The 19,926-nt window shown below is 43.9% G+C and carries 14 protein-coding genes and 1 rRNA gene; 3 read left to right on the forward strand and 12 right to left on the reverse strand.

Annotation, left to right across the window (positions count from 1 at the left end):
- Positions 1-85: 85 nt before the first annotated feature.
- From J3369_RS13645 to J3369_RS13655, 3 genes are all read right to left on the reverse strand, one after another.
- Positions 86-1,930, reverse strand: coding sequence for a hypothetical protein (locus J3369_RS13645; RefSeq protein WP_349587825.1), 1,845 nt, complete (start codon positions 1,928-1,930; stop codon positions 86-88).
- 569 nt (positions 1,931-2,499) lie between these two features.
- On the reverse strand, positions 2,500-8,421 hold the full coding sequence (proA, locus tag J3369_RS13650) for an anti-phage protein ProA (RefSeq protein ID WP_349587828.1): 5,922 nt from the start codon (positions 8,419-8,421) through the stop codon (positions 2,500-2,502).
- 410 nt (positions 8,422-8,831) lie between these two features.
- Entirely contained in the window at positions 8,832-8,978 is a 147-nt protein-coding gene (locus J3369_RS13655; RefSeq protein WP_349587831.1) for a hypothetical protein, read from the reverse strand.
- A 117-nt stretch (positions 8,979-9,095) separates the two neighbouring features.
- Between J3369_RS13655 and J3369_RS13660 the strand changes: the two genes are divergently transcribed.
- The gene (locus J3369_RS13660) at positions 9,096-10,070 is read left to right on the forward strand and encodes a hypothetical protein (protein WP_349587834.1); all 975 of its coding nucleotides are present in this window, start codon (positions 9,096-9,098) and stop codon (positions 10,068-10,070) included.
- Between the two features lie 676 nt (positions 10,071-10,746).
- Positions 10,747-11,031 carry a tyrosine-type recombinase/integrase gene (locus J3369_RS22035; RefSeq protein WP_502877449.1) on the forward strand — a complete coding sequence of 95 codons (285 nt, stop codon included), beginning with the start codon at positions 10,747-10,749 and terminating at the stop codon, positions 11,029-11,031.
- Positions 11,032-11,154: 123 nt separating this feature from the next.
- Here J3369_RS22035 and J3369_RS13665 read toward each other — a convergent pair whose 3' ends face one another.
- From J3369_RS13665 to J3369_RS13700, 8 genes are all read right to left on the reverse strand, one after another.
- A complete protein-coding gene (locus J3369_RS13665; protein ID WP_119501895.1) occupies positions 11,155-11,481 on the reverse strand; it encodes a YbaB/EbfC family nucleoid-associated protein in 327 nt (108 codons plus the stop codon).
- A 35-nt stretch (positions 11,482-11,516) separates the two neighbouring features.
- Positions 11,517-14,156 carry a DNA polymerase III subunit gamma/tau gene (gene dnaX, locus J3369_RS13670; protein ID WP_349587837.1) on the reverse strand — a complete coding sequence of 880 codons (2,640 nt, stop codon included), beginning with the start codon at positions 14,154-14,156 and terminating at the stop codon, positions 11,517-11,519.
- A 15-nt stretch (positions 14,157-14,171) separates the two neighbouring features.
- Complete coding sequence (apt, locus tag J3369_RS13675) at positions 14,172-14,708, reverse strand: adenine phosphoribosyltransferase (RefSeq protein WP_119501897.1); 537 nt, start codon at positions 14,706-14,708, stop codon at positions 14,172-14,174.
- Positions 14,709-14,723: 15 nt separating this feature from the next.
- Positions 14,724-14,846 carry a hypothetical protein gene (locus J3369_RS13680; RefSeq protein WP_269748644.1) on the reverse strand — a complete coding sequence of 41 codons (123 nt, stop codon included), beginning with the start codon at positions 14,844-14,846 and terminating at the stop codon, positions 14,724-14,726.
- 116 nt (positions 14,847-14,962) lie between these two features.
- The gene (locus J3369_RS13685; protein ID WP_349587842.1) at positions 14,963-15,703 is read right to left on the reverse strand and encodes an HvfC family RiPP maturation protein; all 741 of its coding nucleotides are present in this window, start codon (positions 15,701-15,703) and stop codon (positions 14,963-14,965) included.
- Positions 15,700-16,557 carry an HvfB family MNIO-type RiPP peptide maturase gene (locus tag J3369_RS13690; protein ID WP_502877450.1) on the reverse strand — a complete coding sequence of 286 codons (858 nt, stop codon included), beginning with the start codon at positions 16,555-16,557 and terminating at the stop codon, positions 15,700-15,702. Before J3369_RS13690 ends, J3369_RS13685 begins: the two co-directional genes overlap by 4 nt.
- Positions 16,558-16,626: 69 nt before the next feature.
- The gene (locus J3369_RS13695) at positions 16,627-17,073 is read right to left on the reverse strand and encodes an HvfA family oxazolone/thioamide-modified RiPP metallophore (RefSeq protein WP_349587845.1); all 447 of its coding nucleotides are present in this window, start codon (positions 17,071-17,073) and stop codon (positions 16,627-16,629) included.
- Between the two features lie 109 nt (positions 17,074-17,182).
- The gene (locus J3369_RS13700; protein ID WP_349587847.1) at positions 17,183-18,727 is read right to left on the reverse strand and encodes a methyl-accepting chemotaxis protein; all 1,545 of its coding nucleotides are present in this window, start codon (positions 18,725-18,727) and stop codon (positions 17,183-17,185) included.
- A 319-nt stretch (positions 18,728-19,046) separates the two neighbouring features.
- Between J3369_RS13700 and J3369_RS13705 the strand changes: the two genes are divergently transcribed.
- A complete protein-coding gene (locus J3369_RS13705) occupies positions 19,047-19,649 on the forward strand; it encodes a hypothetical protein (RefSeq protein WP_349587850.1) in 603 nt (200 codons plus the stop codon).
- Positions 19,650-19,842: 193 nt separating this feature from the next.
- On the opposite strand, the gene rrf is transcribed toward J3369_RS13705, so the two are convergent.
- Positions 19,843-19,926 (reverse strand): 5S ribosomal RNA (rrf, locus tag J3369_RS22040); the annotation flags it as partial.

Consider the following 19,926-nt stretch of genomic DNA (forward strand, 5'->3'; position numbering starts at 1 on the left):
AATAAACAAAAGACCTCCAATAACTTCGAGGGCTGATTACCTAAATTGGAAAAATTCGTGGCGGCATAATTTTAGCCCCTTTTTGCTAAATATTTTTTGCTATAAGATCGGCTTTAAGAAGACCACCTTTGGTAAACAACTTCGCAGAAAACTTGGGGTTACGACGCGCTTTATAAGCATCAAGAATTTTCTTCAGACCATCCGCCTCAAGAAGTGAGATATTAACTTCTGTATCCATTTCTGCACTTTCTACGAAGTCATCAGAAAACGTCGGAGCGACAATTAGCACCTGAGCAACCCGCTTTCCTGCCTGCTCACATCGATTTACATAAGCCTTAACCTGTCTTGAAGTAGTAGAGTATTTCGCAAAATCACCGTTTTTGCAGGTTTTAGCTTCCCCAACAATTACATCGTCTTCACTGAGCGAAATGAGTACATCAGCTTTGTCTTTGGTTGTGTTAATGACTCTGCGGAGGTCTTCATCGACCAACAATCCCAGCTGTTCAAATATGGCTTTGGTAACCTCTTCGAACTTAACGCCCAAGTCAGCCTCAGCTATCTCGATATTGTCAGCTTTTAATGTTGCTAGGTCTCTCCGTGCCAAGGCCCCATAATTGTCTATGAGCTTATCTGTCGCGTCTGCAAAACTCGCAAGAATATTAAGACGAAGGTTACCGCGTTTCTTGATACCCATACTTTCGACAACAGCTTTGACTTCATCATTAGTAAGCATATAGAGGATATCGTAAGGAGTAATACTTAAAGCCCTGAGCTTTTCTACATCTAGCTCTTCTTGCTCTTCCAGTTCAAACTCCTGTTTAAGAACTGTACTCAGAGTTGGGAAGTGATTCTGAAGGGCGGCAAATAATTCTTTAAAGCCTGTAGCGCTGAGAGCATTGAACTCTTTCTCTGTGCTGGTATTCAATGCATTTAGAATTAGCGATGTTCTTTCATCGAGTGTGGTTCCCAACTTGTCCAATTCAAGATCTAAATCCTGTATAAGCAGCTTAAGTCGCTCTTTTTTGTCATTAACGTTAGAGTCTTCACTAAACATGTCATCTTGTAATAATTGTGATGCAGGGACACCCAGCTTCATTATATTTTCAATTTTTTCTTTCCGCTCTACGCCACGTATTTTCTTACGATGATTTTTTAGAATATTCGAAAGTTCTGCGTCACCGAGGGTTCGTAATATTCTAAGTAGATGCTTATCTGCGAGTTCTTTACCTTGTAAACGGTGCAACAGATTAACTATTTCATCAGGTACATACACAGTCTGTAGCTTTCTACTGATGAACACTAAGCCGATTTCTCGCAACTCGTTTAAAGCATCCTGAACACCATTTCTCGGGATGCCGTCAATCAGGTGCTCGACCCCTGCCTGGTCATCAGCTGTAACATCCAATTGTTTGGCAAGAACGTTAAGAATGCCACGTTCATCATCCGTAATTTTAGCTTCACGGTTAATACGCTCGTCATTCGAATATGCCTCTTTCAAGCAAGCATAATAAATACCCAGCCTTTTACCGTCGGTAAAAGTCTCGCCATCATCGACAGCCTCAATTTCAGACTTGAGTTCGTTTGCTCTGCCGTTGATAACATCCCACTCTTTTGTGTACAACGTTTCAACCCAAGTCACACGAGCTATGCAGTTACCATCTCTGCTCATAATATTTGTTAAAAGCGTCGCTTGTGCACCAAGCATTGCAAGCTGTTCCCTGACTGACTTTTCGAAGTAAGGAAGCACTATTTTAAAAAGTTGAGTAATATCGGTACTAGAAGCGTTTTTAATCTGTCCGTCTAACTTGTCGAGTTGAGCCGCAATTTTCTTGTCGTGCTTAACAGCGTCACTACATATTCTGTCTATAGCATTGATAAACTTAGACTTTTCAACCTGATTGACAATAGACAACACGTTAGACAATTTCATAACAAATCCTTGTTTTATTTGTAAGTTATTATTTGCTTGCTCTCTTTACAATACACCTATCTCATTGATACTTAAAGTGTATAACGACACAAGTATTAATTTTACTATCGCCATTGGTATATTAAGCAAACAATGATTGAGCTTTCACATATATGTGTAAATGCTCTTAGATTACAAAATAAATATCATTCCGTAGATTTTTTATAAAGTCATTGCCCTCCCTGAAATTCCTCTAGTCCTAATCCTAATTAACTTCGAGGTCATTCAGATAGAAAGGAGAAATATGATTGTAAGAAATCTTTTAAAAGAAAGAACCCTTAGATGGATTGTTGAGGAGTGTATAGTAATTGGTGATATTTTATTCGCAGTTTGGTTTATTCAACTTATCACACAATTTGTTCCTCACCCTTATTATCCGTTCGTAGGACTGAAAGGTTGGGTGTACATTTTTTCAATATACACCATCGGATTGTTTTTTCACTTGCTCAAAGAACGAGTATATGGCAAATCTCTCTGACTTTTAGAGCACCGTTTCGGTGCTCTATTTTCTTTGAAATCATAATTTTGCGTTACTCTGAGAATTCATACTTATTAGTATTTGAAACCCACTCTTCGAACTTTTGCAATGTAGTGTCATGTCGTCTCTTTAAAGCAAATTCCTGGCACATAACATCGACAGGGAAAGCAGAATCTTTTCCAATCGCATATTTTGCAAGCCCCAAAGCCTCTTCAAATGCTAGTTCGTTCCATTTTCTTTCATAGCCAAATGGTTCAAGACCTCGCCATTCAATAATTTCTACAATCTCTTCAGGAGAACTCCAAATTGTCGGAGAGTAACCTGCGTTTTCTTTAATTCCTGCAAAGTTCTCAACAATTTGCCTCAGATAATCTAGTTGTTTTTTACTGGTGCGGGTCAATCCATGTAAATTGGCAACTTCGAGGGCTAATGAATGCAGTGTTATAGCAGGCCTCTCAGCTAACAATTCTTTTGTCAATTGAGTAAGTCGTTCTTGATATTCTGGCTTAAAATAATCCGCAGCATTTAGCAGCTTGGTCGTCCCCTCATGGGTTTGCTCTTCATCTTCTATTGAATTATCACTAGCTATATTGAGTGATGAGCCTTTAGCTAAGACTGCTGAATCTGACTTAACTTCTGCTTCTGCTTCTGCTTCTGCTTCTGCTTCTGCTTCTGCTTCTGCTTCTGCTTCTGCTTCTGCTTCTGCTTCTGCTTCTGCTTCTGCTTCTGCTTCTGCTTCTTGCAGACTATCCTTCTCCCTCTCCAAATCAAGAATTTCACGTAATTTTGAATCTACTTTATCGATGGCAGATTCAGGGTCGACGAAGTAATCAGTCGACCACAACCTAACAATGCTCCATCCAAGGCTTTCCAAAATTATCTGTCTTACTCTGTCCCTGTCCCTAGCAGCTGGAGAGCCATGATAAGTAGCTCCGTCACACTCCACACCAGCGATATACCTTCCAGGTTTATCTGGGTGAAGTATTCCTAAGTCGACTCTGAATTTGCTAACACCAACCTGGGTTTGAATTTTCCAGCCCTTTAAGCGAAGTGCCTGGGCAACCGCCTGCTCAAATTCACTATCGAACTGGTCTACACCATGTTCAGCGTAGGCAATTTCTGCCAATGCGATGGGGCCTTTTTCGGCGAATTCTAAGAAATGTTTGAGATGCTCTATGGCAACAGAATTGGTTCTGCTCAGGTCTATCATCGATGAGTCAAAACTACTAAATACAACAACTTCTGTTGTTGCTCTCGTGATAGCTACATTCAGTCTTCTCTCGCCACCACTCTTATTAAGCGGCCCGAAATTCATGCTCATGTTCTTGGCGCCAGGCTCGGTTGGGCCATATGCCAAGCTAAGCATAATTATGTCCCTCTCATCGCCTTGAACTGACTCCAGGTTCTTCACGAATACAGGTTCTTTATCAGGCCCGTCCTGAAAATATTGCTCTATGTTTGGATGCTGTCTTCTTGCATCGTCGAGTAAGTCTTCTATGGTTCTTTGCTGGTCAGTGTTCAGTGTTACAACACCGATTGATTTCTCACATTCGTTCTTGTCGAGGAGCCTGCGTACAATTTCTGCGACAACGGCTTTTGCTTCAACTGTATTGTTGCGCCCTTTACCTTTGGCATAGATGCCATTGACACGGTGTAGCGACACAGCGGATTCTTTCGTTTCCGCAGATGGGTAAGTAACGAGTGAATTTTCATAATACTTATTGTTAGAGAAAGCGATGAGGGTTTCATGCTTACTGCGGTAGTGCCCCATTAATCTCTTCAGAGGTAACCTAGCCGCAAGAGCCTGATCCAATATTGATTCAAGATCTTCTTCATCAGGGTCATCTGAACCAGCTCCAGCGGAAAAAAAGTTGGTAGGTGGCATTTGCTTAGGATCACCAACGATGATGACGTTCTTACCCCTAGCAATTGCGCCAACAGAATCCCAGGTCGTCATCTGAGAGGCTTCATCAAAAACAACTAAATCGAACCCCTTAAAATCAGAAGGTAAGAATTGTGCGACTGATAGCGGTGACATCATCAGACAAGGAGTAAGCTCAAGTAAGGATTCACCTAACTCCGTAATCAGTGAGCGAATAGGTATATGTCGAGTTTTCTTCTGAAGTTCTTTGGAAAGTACACCGAATTCTTTAGGGTTTCCCTCTCCGTCTTTAACGGGTTTCTCTTGAGAAGCGAGCGCAATGATGTAATCACTTGTAATCTGAGCAACCCTTTCATCAAGCTTTTTGAAGGCTTCGATTGTCTGCTCATGCGTTGATGCTTTGAATTGCCTTAACTCATTGCTCTCATCGATCAGTAATGGGGCTAGCCAAGCGCAAAACCCACGCCGGAACTGTTCACTTAACTCACTGTGGTCAACTTCCCCATTTTCTAACTTGCTAGCAAGGATTTGAAGGTTCAATTCAGCAACTTTTTGCTTTGCTGACTGCCATTCACACCAATTTTTTAATTTATTTGCGTTTGAAGCTATGTCGGTGAAATTTTCGTCAACGCTTAAAAGTGACTTATTAGCCTCAATATCCAGCCCCATTAAAGAGATATCGTCGTTTTGAATACTGAATTCATTCATCGCGACAAGGTACGCTTCAGACGTAGCATAGAGCTTCGATTCTGCTAAAAACTCTCTACCATCAACAAACCATTTTTTGGCGGGTATTAGGATTTCAGCAGGTTCATCCGTTAAGCTGATCAATGCAGACAGGCACTGTCGAACCTTTAACCCTATTTCAGCCTTCTCATCAATATCATGTGGTTCAGTGCTCCAACCCATCCAAATAGGATAATCCTCAAGTTGGACTATCTTTTGTTCAATAACTTTCTTCAGCTTCTGACATTCTTCGATCTGATCAAAAATTGAATAGTCGTCAATTTTGGATATGCCTATCGAAGCAGCCTCACTATTTATTCTACGTTTATTGAAAAATGATTTTAACCAACCAGTCTCTGCTTCTTCCGCTAATAGCCGCCACTGTTTCACAGGAACAGAGTCAAGATTGTCACATGTAACACCATGAGCAACCGAATTGATGCTCTCATCGAACTGAGCCTTTGCAGTAGACAAGTCTTTAATTATTTCAAGTCTGTCTTTAGCACCTGTATCAATTGCAAATGCGATGTCATTCTTTAACGCAAGATTTGCCAGAACACTTATGTTGGTTAATTTATCGAGATTACAAAGAGTTCTCTCTATCCTTTCTAGCGAAAATATGGGAAGTATTTCATCAACCTTCTCATTTAGGATGCTGAACTTTGCCTGCCAGTTTTGAATCGCAGAAAGAAGATTTGATTGCCAGAGGTTTGACCATTCTGTTGCTGATACGACTTGAAACGCGCTTATATCTAAATCACGGACGTCTGCAAATGCAATAGCTACCTGTTCAACTAAGCCTTCTGTGGCAAGGAGTTCGTCTTTAGTTGAGATTGGGGCAGCTTGAATATCCTGCGGCCAATCTAGTTTTACCTTTGAAGTTTCATTGTTTAGTGCAATAACAGAAATTGTATCTCGTGCAGATAAACCAAATTGAGACTTGTGATGCAGTGCTCTCACATAGTTATTTAACTTTTCTTTCTTCCCCTTTAGTTCTGAAACCGTCATATCCCAGGTTCTGGGATTCAGACCTTCTCGCTTTTGCCATGCGATATTCAGTTGTTCTAAGACTGCTCTCTTGTTGGCCTTATTACTATGTAGTTCAAGGCATAGATGGTCTAGGGCTACTTTTTGTAGACGACGGTAAACCACATTTAATGCCGCCATTTTTTCTGCAACAAATAAAACTTTTCGGCCTAGTCCGAGATTGTGAGCAATGATGTTTGCGATTGTCTCCGACTTTCCTGTGCCAGGAGGGCCTTCTAAAACGAAGTCCTGACTGCGTGCCGAGGCATCGACAGCAACCAACTGCGAACTGTCACAATTGAGAGGTGTATATATTTTGGCGGGGTCGAGCTTATCGTCTATTTCTTCCCTTTCAATAAACTGGCTTTCTTGTGGATAAGGCTCGTGGGGGTTATCAACTAGATGCTTGACGAACATATTTTCTTTTAAATCGTCCAGCCGATTTCGAAGATCACGCCACATCAAATATTTAGCAAATGAAAATGAACCTAATACGAGTTCTTCTACCAACTCAAAACCAGCCTGCTCCCTGACTGCATCTCTTACACGCTGCCAGATATACGGCACGTCTATCCCGCTATCGTCTTCCGGCAATTCATCTTTGAACTCACTAAGGTTTATATCCTGCTCGGATTGCAAGAATTCTATTAACGTTAAGTTGAAAATAGGTTCTTCTTCCTGCAATTGTTCAACATATACGGGCGCTCTGGCACTTCGTCTTGTTAATTTAACGGGGATGAGGATCAATGGGGCTTTATAACTTCTCGAATCTTCAGGGTTTTCCTTCCACTTCAGAAACCCTAAAGCCAGGAACAGAGTATTTGAACCACCTTCTTCTAAATCATTCTTAGCCTTTCTGAACAGCTCTACTGAATTTTTCTCAAGTCTCTTACTTGGCTGATTAGCAATAAGCACATTGTTTTTCAACTGATTCAGAGCATAGTCCCGATGAACATCTGACCCAGTTTGGAGTCTGAACATCTCACTATCTCTGCTTGGGTCAAAATGCGGGCTTTCCTGAGCTGATAAGAATTTAAACTTTGTACCATCAGCGAGCATATCTTCCATAGCTGCAATATCTGGACAATATAATTTTATTGATATTGCCCTATCACTGAAATTAAGCAGGCTATTTTTCTTCGTGAGATCCAATAACTTTCTAGACCATGTATCTATTCTGGTCTCTGGTGTTTCAACTACAATTTGCTCATCTTTTCTCACAGGAGGCAATGGAGGAATCACAGGTAAATCCAGTTCATCAGCCCCCTCTAACGATGTAGATTCTTCCTTTTTTTCCTCTACAGTGGACATTGGCTTTATTGACTGCGCCCTGGCCTGCGCAATGTCGATTACCATTACAAAATCTGTTTCTTTATCCTCTGAAAGCAAATCCCTTGCATGATCTTTGGCTTGTTCGAATGTTACTGGCGAATCATTGGTGACCAGAGTCGTCTCAAACAAGACTAAATCTCTGTTATCAATTCTTTTCCGAATATCCTGAGGATCATCATTGGTTAGGATCGGTAGTTTTTCATCTATTAACCATGCCCCTGCAAATGCATGACCTTTCGTAACAGCCACTACAGGATTAAGTCCCATCGCTTCAATACAACTGGCAAATAATAAGGATGAATCTAAGCAAGCAGCCATTCGCGAATGACTAATATCGGCAGCCAACCTGATACGTTGGCCTGAAGTCGCAAAACCTTGTGGAGGACTTACGTATGCAAGCTTTTCTTTGAATACCACATTCCACAATGCAGCAAGCATAACGTATGGTTTTTCTCGGGTATTAGATTGATACCCATCTACAGAGCGACCAAACCCTCCTTGTTCGAGTACGATTGCCACTTGTCTGATAAGTGATTCTACGTAAAGTCCGTTGGGCTTAACAAAAGCAGCCAACAAAGCTGGCTGCCTTTCTTCACCTCCCCAATAGTTTGCTGGTAACACATGAATTTTTTTATGTTTTTCAGCTAAGACTTTCTGACCGTCATCTAGGACAATAAAAGAAAGATCGTGAGAAACCTCTTCTGTAATTCCGAACAGTTTTTCAAAAGGAAATCTCAGTTCTTTTATCTTCAAACTGATAGATTGGCCTGGCTCTAATCTGTCTATATACCAGGTTTCTTCTTCGAGCCATCCGTCAATTGCTTTCAATTTGACAGTAAGTGAATTAAACGATGTAAGCTCCTGTTCATCATCCTTAGGGAAGCTTATTCGAATGGATTTCAAAACAGGATAAGCATTTTGCTGGGCAGCTAGAGAAAATGTCGAGGTGTTTTCCACTTGGATATCAATTTTCGTTTGGCTTATGTTTTTAACAACTACATCGTTCATCTTTCGGCTCCTTCCGAACATTATCCCTTCTATCTGAGGGATTATTGTTCATTAATACCCTTTCATTCTACTTAAGTCTAATCAGAATTAGAAAAGCACTTGTCGTTTTCACGACTATTGCTGTCGCATTGGCGCTTTGAAAAAGCATTAAGTACAAACTCTGTAAGAGTTTATTAAAACACTTGAGCGAAGCTCAACAACTGCTGCGTAGTTGATTACTTTGTGAAACACAGTAATCAACGAAGCCGGAGTCAGCATCGCAGATTTAGCCAGATTTCATTTTGCTTAAGCAAAATTGCTTGTAATTACGGCGTAATTGCAGGCAACTGAAACACCAGTGGTGTGAACTCTGCGATGGGATGCTCAAAGCGCAGCTTTCCCAGAGTAGAGCTTGGTGGAATGTGGCTAAATCAGCGGTAGCTGACTCCGAGCAACGCTTCTGTCGCCGTAGCAAAGCGACAAGTGCCAGAGTAGCGACGAGTCGCGTCCACTCTGGCTTGCAGAAGTGTTGCTACAACGAAGTTGTTTGTATTTTTTGCCACAAAAAATATGGGCATTACGCAGTATGCCTAGCAGAGCGAAGCTCGGGCAGAATGCAGAGCATACTGCCCTGCCCCGCTGATTTCTCCTGATTGGTTTCTATGTAGTGTTGTAACTAAATCAAGGAGAAAAAAATGAACTACATGGAAAGGGCGATCGAATCATCGATACGCCATATAAAAAGCACAGCAGCTTCTGATCCTGCGACCCTGGGTATGCTGAGAGAGAATGCTGTGTTGGCAATACTGGGAACATTTCGGGTATCCAGCAAAAGTGTTATTCAACAAAATCTAGGGTTACGCCGCGAGGCGGTAAACAAGCTCATCAATCGCATAAAAAAGAAGCAACTCATTGTAGTTCATCCTTCTTTTGCTAACACGGACAACGGCTATATTCTGCTGACGTCCCACGGCATCAGAGAAGCAGAATTTTTGCTAAACCGTGAACTGCATATGCGCTCCGATGCGAGCAGAGTCAACGAACGAAACCTGATCCATGACCTTTCAGTACAATTGGTTGTTCTTAATCTGGCGAAGCATCAAAAAATCTCAGGATTTGCGTCAGAAGCAGACCTAGCAGTAATGTTAGAGCACAGAGCTAATGACCCTCGACTAGTAGACGCTGTCGTCGTTGACGCCGTCACTGGCTGCAAAATTGCTATTGAGATGGAAACTTCTAACGCGAAGAATAAATCCAACGCTGACTTACGAAAGAGAATTCTACAGAAGTATTTGCAAGAGCTGGAAAGTAATGATGGGCTATATGAATTTGTCTTCATGTACAGTCATCGCCAACGATTTCTGACCCAAATTGAAAAGGCGCATTCCAGAATATTCGCCAGCAATCAATCATCATTCAGTGAAACCCAGCAAAGACTGCTATCGACCAGCATTAAGTTCAAAGCTACTGAGTGTGACCTCATCTATGAGTTAATGTTTAACAGCAAACGGCAACTCGGAGACGACAAGTCAGAAGTGATTCAAAAGGACGAATTCCTCAAGCAACTAGCAGAACTGGAAAAGCTTGCTACAAACACTCAGGACAGGGTCGTTGAAATAAGGTTGGATGGATTTCGTGAAGCAGGAAAAGTATTGGGATTGTTAAATTAAAACGGAACAAGTGACCTCAGGGAGCCAACAGGCTCCCTTCTTTTTATGCCCACTTAACTTAGCTTCAAGATACATTGAATATCGTGTTGATAGACAAAGTATCTTTAACACATGTACCTCTACACATGTGTCGAGTCAGCGAGGAAAGCACCGCTGAGGTTTACCGTACTTTCAATAGCGTGCCCGCCTAGTTCATGAATCCTAAGCAGGATAAGAAAAAGATTGGCTGACTCCACTATCAATAGATAGTCACCGATGAAGGAAATTTTTTAGCCAAATTCAAGTTTAAGTGACATTGGAAATTTTAGATGGAGTAAAATTTTTCGTGTTGAGAGTTCACGTGATCGCGACACATGGACAATCAGCACTTTGACGGTACGCCTAGCTTCTTTCACGAACGGGAACAATGATATGACTTAGAAAAGATTAATTTGGGTACTGGCCCTTCCCCCTAAATTAGCGGGCTAGACTTCGCAGAGCGTCTATAAACCTCGGCACACAGATGAAGTTTTAGCTTCATCCAATAAGGCGTACCGTCCTTTTTACTTAAAATTGCCAGCCTAATACTAATGAAAGTGCATCGACATCCGTCGAGGCACGTTTTCGCCTGCTCGTTATTGAATCATCCAGATCGGCATATTTCCCTGATGTTAGACCTACTTACAGGAGAGTATTTTTGTCGAGAGGTAATCAACCCTACCGGAGACCAGAACTCACCACTTCTCCAAAACAGTGGGAAAAATGGTTGAGACAGGCAAAAGTACCTTACAGACAGCCTTACCAACTGAGACACACATACGCTAGCAGATTACTTACGGCGGGATGCGACAAAACATGGTTAGCTGGTCAAATGGGTCACAGAAACACAAATATGATAGGGAAAATTTATGGCAAATGGATACCCGAGGATAACCCTGATTACATCAACCAACTTGCTGCGAAGCTTGGACAAAGCTTCTAAAAAGAGAAAAAGCTCTAGTCAAAAACTAGAGCTTTTTTTTGCTATTTTCGTTGCCCCCAATTTGACCCCATCGACAAAACAGTAAATTTATCCTCTACAGGCCAGTAAATACGAGGGCATTAATTAAAACGGCATTTTGAAGCCGGGAGGTAATGGCATACCACCGGTTACGTCGCCCATTTTCTCTTTACTGGTTTCCTGTACACGACGCACAGCGTCGTTGCAGGCTGCAGCCACCAGATCTTCTATCATGTCTTTGTCATCGTCCATCAGCGACTCATCAATGTCGACACGGCGCACATTGTGATTGCACGTCATGGTAACTTTCACCATGCCCGCTCCGGCTTCACCGGTCACTTCAATTTTCGCCAGGTCTTCTTGTGCTTTTTGCATGCGCTCCTGCATCTGTTGCGCCTGCTTCATGATATTTCCCATTCCACCTTTAAACATGGTCGACTCTCTCACTATTTATTGATTGTGTGTCATTACCGGGGCTGAACAGTGTCTTCGAGCACTGTTGCAGCAAAAAGATCCCGTAATGTCGTAAATTTTTCATCGTTGCTTACCACCTGATGCGCATAAGCACGACGCATTTCATCGATACGTGCCTGTAACGTCAGTGGTGTTTGTGCTGGCTGTCCGTAAACAATGTTCACATTGACCGGATGCGCCAGCGCGTTAGATAACGCCTCATTCAGTTGTGCAACAGCATTGTCATTTATGAGATGGCTCTGACTCTCATCTAATTCAAGCGTCACATCCTGATCTTTTATCGAAAAAGCAGCATTTAATACGATTTGTTTGGTTAAACCAGCCAGTCCCAGTTCTGCAACCCGTTCGCTCCAGCTGTCTATCTGACGGCCGAGTAATAATTTTGAGCCATCAGGTAAATAAGCGGGTAAAGCATTGCTATCGACACTTTGAACACGGTTTGTTGGTGTAGCGGCAACGGCTTTATCAGAAGGCATGTCAGTTTGTTGATAGCCTTGAGCCACATTTTCATTCTGTTGCGGGGTAACATTGCCGGTATGATCCTGTTCATCATCAACAAATGCCACTCCGGCATCAGCCTGCACTTCAATTTCCTGTGCAAATGCCTCCTGCCCGAAAGAAGGTTGTGAAGCAGGAGCTTCATCAACTTCAGGCTGACCATTATCAGCAAAGTCGTCAGCTTCAGGTGCAGTCGTTACTGAGTGACTTTCCCAGGGCGGCGACGAAGCTTCATCTTGTGACGGTGCAGATGCTGCTGGTTCAGCAGGATCGCTATCTGCCACCGGCGGGGCTGACGTTATACCCCGTTGACTCAGCTTGCGGACACGCTCACTGGTGTTACTCTGGTTTTCAGACTTTTTTGCGGGTGCTTCTGCAGCCTCCTTACGTCCAGTTTTTAATTGCTGGCGCAGGGCTAACATTTCTTCGATAGACGTCAATGAATCAGTACTACCGGCCTGAGTCACATTGTTTGACTGATGCCCGGGCGCGGCGTGTTCTGCCGGTACATCATAATGCTCATCCTCGTAAGTAGCAGGCGGCATATCATCATAGTCCGCAGGAGGAATATCATCCCACTGAGGCGGACCATTCTGTGCTGAAGGCTCAGCCTGTTGCCGGGATTCAAGCTGTTGCGATTGTTCCGGCTGTGCAGGTTCATCTTTTACAGGCTCCGGCTCAATAACATGCGATTCTGCGGGTGCACGCTCAGAAATAGCAGGCTGGCGATATTCCGCCGCTGCTTTTTCAATTTCATCCTGTTCAGCATTGAGCGCATGGAAATCTTCTGAAGTATCTGTATCTGCCAGCCCGGTAGTTGTTCCGGCACCTTCATTAACAATTCCGTGCTCCGCCTGTTGAGGGGCATGGGCAGCTTCAGGTTCCGGCGTTTCTGTTTCTTGCGCCGGCTGAAGAACCGGTGCAGCTTGCGTCTCTGGCGCTGAGGCCCCAGACGGAGCAGAAGAAACAGGTTGTGCAGACGCTTGTGACACCGGCGTTTCTGTACTGCCCTGCGCATCCACGATTAACTCAAGGTTGTCGTCACCGGACGGAACCGGTGCAAAAGACATCATTCGTAACAGTGTCATTTCCAGCGCTGAGCGACCATCTGCCGCATGGGGCAAATCTTTTCTGCCCTGCAAGGCAATCTGATAAAACAGCTGCACCTGCTCTGCCGGTAACGCTTTTGCTAAATGATATATCGCTTTAGCAGATGTCGTTTCCAGTTTACAGGTTTCAGGCACCCACTGGGTTAAAGCTATCTGGTGTAACAAACTGGACAGTTCAGCCAGTACCTGACCGAAATCCGGCGCTTGCTCAGCCATTGATGCCACAATATCAAGCAGACCCGGAGCATCCTTTTTCACCAGTGCGAAAAGCAGCTTCAGAATTTGATGTCTGTCCATCAAACCGAGCATGTCGGTGACGATGGCAGCCGCTACCTGATTGTCGCCCTGTGCAATAGCCTGATCAGTCAGACTGAGCGCATCCCGCATACTGCCCTGGGCTGCACGGGCCAGTAAAGCCAGTGCCGGTGCCTCAAAAGGAATGGATTCCTGTTGCAATATGTGGGTCAGTTGCCCTGTAATTTGCTCACGGGACAGCGCTTTTAAATTAAATTGCAGGCAGCGCGACAGAATTGTAATGGGCAGCTTTTGCGGATCAGTGGTTGCCAGCAGAAACTTCACATGAGGTGGTGGCTCTTCAAGGGTTTTTAACAGCGCATTAAAACTGTGCTTAGACAGCATGTGCACTTCATCGATGAGGTACACTTTGTAGCGGCCTCGGGTGGGCTTGTACTGTACGTTATCCAGCAGTTCGCGGGTATCTTCCACTTTGGTACGTGACGCCGCATCGATTTCGAGCAGGTCAATGTAATTACCCTGCTCGATTTCACGACAGGTATCACAAACACCACAAGGGTTAGCGCCCTGACCTTCTTCGCAGTTCAAACTCTTTGAAAAGATACGTGCGATTGTGGTTTTACCGACCCCACGGGTACCGGTAAATAAATAAGCGTGATGTAAGCGGTCGTTATCTAATGCATTGGCGATGGCGGTAACAACATGTTCCTGACCAACGAGTTCACTAAACTTTCGTGGTCGCCACTTCCTTGCCAGAACCTGATAACTCATAAAACCGCTTGTTCCTTATTCACCATCAAAATCACAAATTGAATAGCATTCAATGTTCAGCGCCGCTAATTTCTCATAGCCGCCAAGGTCCGGCAGGCCGATAACAAAACCGGCATGTTCAACAATACCACCTAATGAACGGATCAATTTTGCTGATGCGCCGATGGTACCGCCGGTTGCCAGCAGATCGTCAATTAACAGCACCCGCTCACCTTCTTTGATGGCATCTTTGTGGATCTCAAGTGTATCCATACCATACTCAAGTTCGTAGGATTCACTTACCACTTCTCTGGGTAATTTATTGGGTTTTCTCACCGGTACGAAACCCACGCCCATTTCTAGGGCCAGCGGTGCACCAAACAAGAAACCACGGGCTTCAGTGCCGGCTACTTTATCAAACTGCATGCCCTGAAATTTCTCAAGCAACAACGTGATACACGCAGTAAATGCTTTATGATCTTCCAGCACGCTGGTGACATCACGGAACATGATGCCGGGTTTAGGGTAGTCGGGTACGGTTTTTATTACGGATTTTATATATTCAGCAGTCACTTCTTTGCCTTTTGATTACAGCCAGAAAGTGAACCAGCCAGCTATGATATGCAACAGAGGAAAAGCTACTAACGTGGCAACGATTGCCAGAAAGTACCACCAGTTAAACACTTCTTTAAACTCGCCGTTATCAGCCATAATCAATACCTGAAAGTTCTAAGTCAAAATGGTCGTAAATGTTAATCGAAACACAGTCTGAATGACAGTGCTATTCTCCATTATAGCGAATATTGTTAATAAGGTGAGGCAAGCGGTCAGGCTTTGACCACTATCCCCTTTTCTGTAAGCGCGGAGAGTGTTTGCGGCAGATAATGTTCAACCGCTGCAACTTGTGTGGGGGGAATGACAGATTTAAGCTGACTGATGATACCGGGAACGGGCAAAGCCTCTTCGCTGATAATCGTCAGTAATAAAGCCGTTAAAGGCTCAGTAACCATGAACTGAACGTCATCACTTTTGTCTCGGTACACCACGTAGTTATGTCGCTGCTCTGATACTTTTTCTGGCTGACATTCACTGCTGATTTGATGTACCGGATAATGGTAACTGGCAAGTGTTGCCAGGCCGGACAATGTATAACGCTCTGGTAAATCGCCTGAGCGGGCTTTAAGTGGCAGGTATTCGTCGCGTACGCTGACATCAATTTCCAGCCACTCATAATGCGCGAGCTCGTTTAAAAAAGCCGGATAACCACGGGCTGTACAATCAAAGTGACCCAGAAAACGGACAAACTCGCGGCTGATTTCAACAAAGTAAGGCGTCTCACAAACATGGTCACGCATAAATTCCCGCACGAGGGTAAGCCACTGTTCTTCGCCCAGCACTTCTTTGATCACAGGAAACCCGCCGGCGATAAAATTCTTTATATTATTAAAAAATAGTGAGCGATAGACAGACAGCCTTTCTTCGCCATCCTCTTCATGGGTAACAAAGCCGGATTGAGGATCCCGCATGGCTTGTGCAAGTTCAGCCTGCCTTGCGCGGAAATCTGTCATCCGGCACATCCGGTCAGTTCGCTATCCTTAATTTCCCGTTCATTGCACACCCGTTGCTGAATGGATTTAATCCGGCCAACCTCTTCCAGCAATTCACCTAACGGAGGAATATTGAAATCCCGTTCAAGCAACGTAGGGAAAACACCGTGCTTGCGGTAGGCTTTTTCCAGTAATGCCCACACAGGTTCAATGACACTACTGCCGTGGGTATCGACTTTAAGGTTGTCACGCTCGTCGTAATGACCGGCGATATGACCATAAACAATCCGTTGCGATGGCAGCGCATTGAGGAAATCAACGGCATCATACTGGTGATTGATGCTGTTTACGTAGAGGTTGTTTACATCAAGCAGCATCTGACAGTCAGATTCTTCCAGTATATAAAGCAGGAATTCCAGCTCAGTCATATCCTGCTCTGGTGCGAGGTAATAAGAGACATTTTCCAGCACCAGCGGACGCTCTAAAATGTCCTGTACGATTTTGATTCTTTCCACAACATGTTTTGCAGCCTGCTCGCAAAAAGGGATTGGCAGTAAATCATAAAGGTGTCCGTTACCGGAACAAAAACTCAGATGTTCACTGTACAAGCTGATGTGATGTTCCTGCAGGAACGATTTGATTTGTTTGATAAACGGGATATCAAGAGGATCCGTACTGCCTACAGACAATGACAGTCCGTGAGTCGAAAAGGGGGCCTGCGATATACAGGCCTGCAATTGCTTTTTGAACTTTCCGCCCATTGGGATCCAGTTCTCAGGCGCAACTTCCCAGAAATCGACACTATCAGGAAGCTGTGGCAGTAAGTCAGGCAACATTTCACGCCGCAGACCCAACCCGGCACCGGATACAGACATCAGAACTCCAAATTACTAGTGACTTCGAACAAAGGTGTTACTTCAAAAACGAATTAAGCACATGCCGGTTTACATACTCCCGCATTTGCCCTCACCACATTTACCTTCTTCAGCCGCTTTATCTTTAACCTTGTCCTTCGTTTTGTCAGCGCCGCACTTTCCTTCACCACACTTACCTTCTGTCGCAGCTTTAGCTTTGTCCTTCATTTTATCGGCACCACACTTACCTTCACCGCATTTGCCTTCTGCTGCTGCTTTCGCTTTGTCTTTCATCTTGTCGGCGCCACACTTGCCCTCACCGCATTTACCCTCTGCTGCCGCTTTGGCTTTATCTTTCATTTTATCGGCACCACATTTGCCTTCACCGCATTTTCCTTCTGCCGCGATTTGCTTATATCCGGATTCCAGTGCATCCATTCCGAACGGATTTGCCATTGCAGACGATGTAAATGCGCCGGCACTTAACACTGCAGCACCGATGGTACCTGCAACCAGATTACGTTTAGCTTCTTTCATAAATACACTCCAGCACGATAACTTTTTAATTTACGTTCAAACGACCTCAGTGCATAAAGACCTGACGATGAGATGAAAAATTTCTTCTTAATGCATTTTTCATTATGCTTCATACATCTTCTGCTTTGTACCCTATACGAAAACCGCCCCAGTGTTTGCCGTTAACGTAAATCGGTGCAGACAGATCGTGCATCACTTCTCCGGTATCACGCTTGTAGGTTTGCAGAAGAAAACTCTCTGTATTCTTTCCGCAACGGGAACCGGTAGGATCATCGAAAATGCGTTTCGTCCGGCTGTTAGCCAAGTCAGTGTCGTAATCTCCGGTCATAGGTTTGCTGAATTTTTTATTGTGGGTCGGGAAGTATCCGTTAATATCCACCGCCCCGGCATAAATAATAAAGTTATTTTCCTCAAGGACAGGTTCCTGTACCGGAGGAAGCAAAACATCAGTAAATGAATCAAACCGTGTAGTGAATTTTTGCGGATTGGTCCCTTTCACCGGTTCATAGTGAAAGTTGAACAAATCTGATTCAGAGATTTTTCCACTGGTAATAGCCTCTTCGAACATTTGACCAATCTTTTGGGCGGTCCTGGTGGCGATCCGTTGGACTTTTCCGTTACGGTCATTCACCCGCAATGCCTGTAATTGCCGGAAAATACCCTCAGTGTGGTAACTAAGTGCCAGTACTTTCTCTGAAACATCTGTCAGGTCTCCTTCAAGATGCTTGGTATTCTGATGTAACCTTTCAGCATTTACACTTATTCCTCTGTTGGTATTGCCGTGCACTTCTACTGTACTGGCGACCTGCCCCATTGAGTTTGCAGCTTCTGTAGAAATAATGCTGGTTTCTTCAATCAGGGACGACATATGGTTTACAACGTCCGACATGGCGCCGTTGGCTGCTGAAACTTTTTCAATGGCGTCTACAGAAGTTTGACTGTAGCGATTGATTTCATTGAGTACATCGTCAATGCCCTGGGTAGCATTTGTTGTCTTTTGAGCGAGATCGCGCACTTCATCGGCAACAACGGCAAATCCCCGCCCCTGCTCTCCGGCCCTTGCAGCTTCGATAGCAGCATTTAAAGCGAGCATATTAGTCTGGTCAGCCAGTTGATTTATGGTAGTGGTGATGCCGCTGATGGAATCGGCCTTGCTCTTTAATGTGGCGAGCATATCTGCTGAGGCTTCAATTTCACTACGAAGCTGACTTTGTTGTTCAACCAACTGGCTCAGAGCCTGCTTACAATCCTGAGTTTTATCGTCTGCTGCCTGAATTTTTTGCTGAGCATCTGTAGAGAATCCCACAAGTTGAAGATTACCTTCTTCAAGGTGCTTAATACTGCCGGCGATTTCCTGAACACTATCGGCCTGCTCTTTAAATACTGCGGCAAGCTTATCCAGAAAGTGGGAAACCGTTGCTCCACCTATAGCGATCCGGCTGGCAGACTGGCTGATAGACTCACCTAATTTCGAGTCAGCATCGTCTTGCCCGTCGGTTCCGGCAACAACAGTGCTCTGCTGAGGAAATAACAGAGCAGGTATAAGTGCTACAAAGAACACGGCAACAGCGACCCACCAGAAGGCTATATCAAATAGACCACACACCGAAACGGTTACCAGGGCCAGTAACCCGGAGATAATTGAATTTTTCACGCCTGCTTACTTCCTCATTGTTGTTATGGTTAAACTATAGCCCATTAAAACAATTTGTTAACATCAAAATGGATAAGACAATAGTCGATTTGGATTCAAGAAATGGGACTAATCAGAGATCTGTATTCCGCCAGCGGGATTTAATTACATTTGCTGAATATAAGAGATTTAAATGAAAACTATACTGGTGTATAAAAGTTTATGCTGAACCGGGCCGACCCGATTAGATAGTGTTTACGTAGTCACACCTGAAGGTCATTAACCTCTTATCTCCGGCGCAAATAGACGCCACAACTATGGAATACTTATAAGGAAATTTATGAAAATTAAATCTCTTGTTGCTGCTTCTGTGTTTTCTGCATTATGCCTCTCGACACCTGTATTGGCTAAACATGATAAAGACAGCTCTGACAGCCGTGTAGTAAAAGGAACTTACACAATTACCAAAGGTACTGTTGAGACTTTTGATGTTTCTACAGACCTGGTAAAACTTGAACAACTTGGACAATTTGAGATAGTGCTGAAAAGCACTGACTGGAAATCCTTTTCAAAAGAAGAACGCAAATCCATTAAGAAACGGGAAAAAGTTAAAGGTGTGCTGAAAGGCACTATCGATCTGACAAACTTCTTTACTGCCGGACCTGTAATTTCTCATGTCATGATTGACGATGACAGAACATTCTCACTTCATTCTGCATACGATGTGTTTATCCCGCTTCAGGGGGATTTATTCTGCTCGGGCGGTGAGCCGATGATCATAAAAGAATATGTGAATCTGGTGGGTGCAACCGGTGTATATGAGAACCTTCAGTCAGGAACGATTGTACTTGAAGGTATCGTAAATAATTGCCCGGGCTTTGCTGATTACGGAAAATATGATTTCGATATCGTGCCTGATGAAAGTGTACTTATCTTTGAATAGTCTAACATTCAATGAGACAAGCCCGCATCTGCGGGCTTTTTACTGCACGCTTTACAGTGAATACAGGCAACTATGAGTGCATATTCTATGTTTGAATCGAGCACTATAATGAAAAGAAACATAGTAAGATTTTGAACAGAGAACAGAAATGAAAAAAGCCCGCTCAGATGAGCGGGCTTCTTCGTAATTGGGAGCCTGACGGTGTGCTACTCTCACATGGGGAGACCCCACACTACCATCGCCGCTAACGCGTTTCACTTCTGAGTTCGGAATGGAT

This window comes from Alteromonas sp. NFXS44, from assembly GCF_040148705.1.
Taxonomy (GTDB): domain Bacteria; phylum Pseudomonadota; class Gammaproteobacteria; order Enterobacterales; family Alteromonadaceae; genus Alteromonas.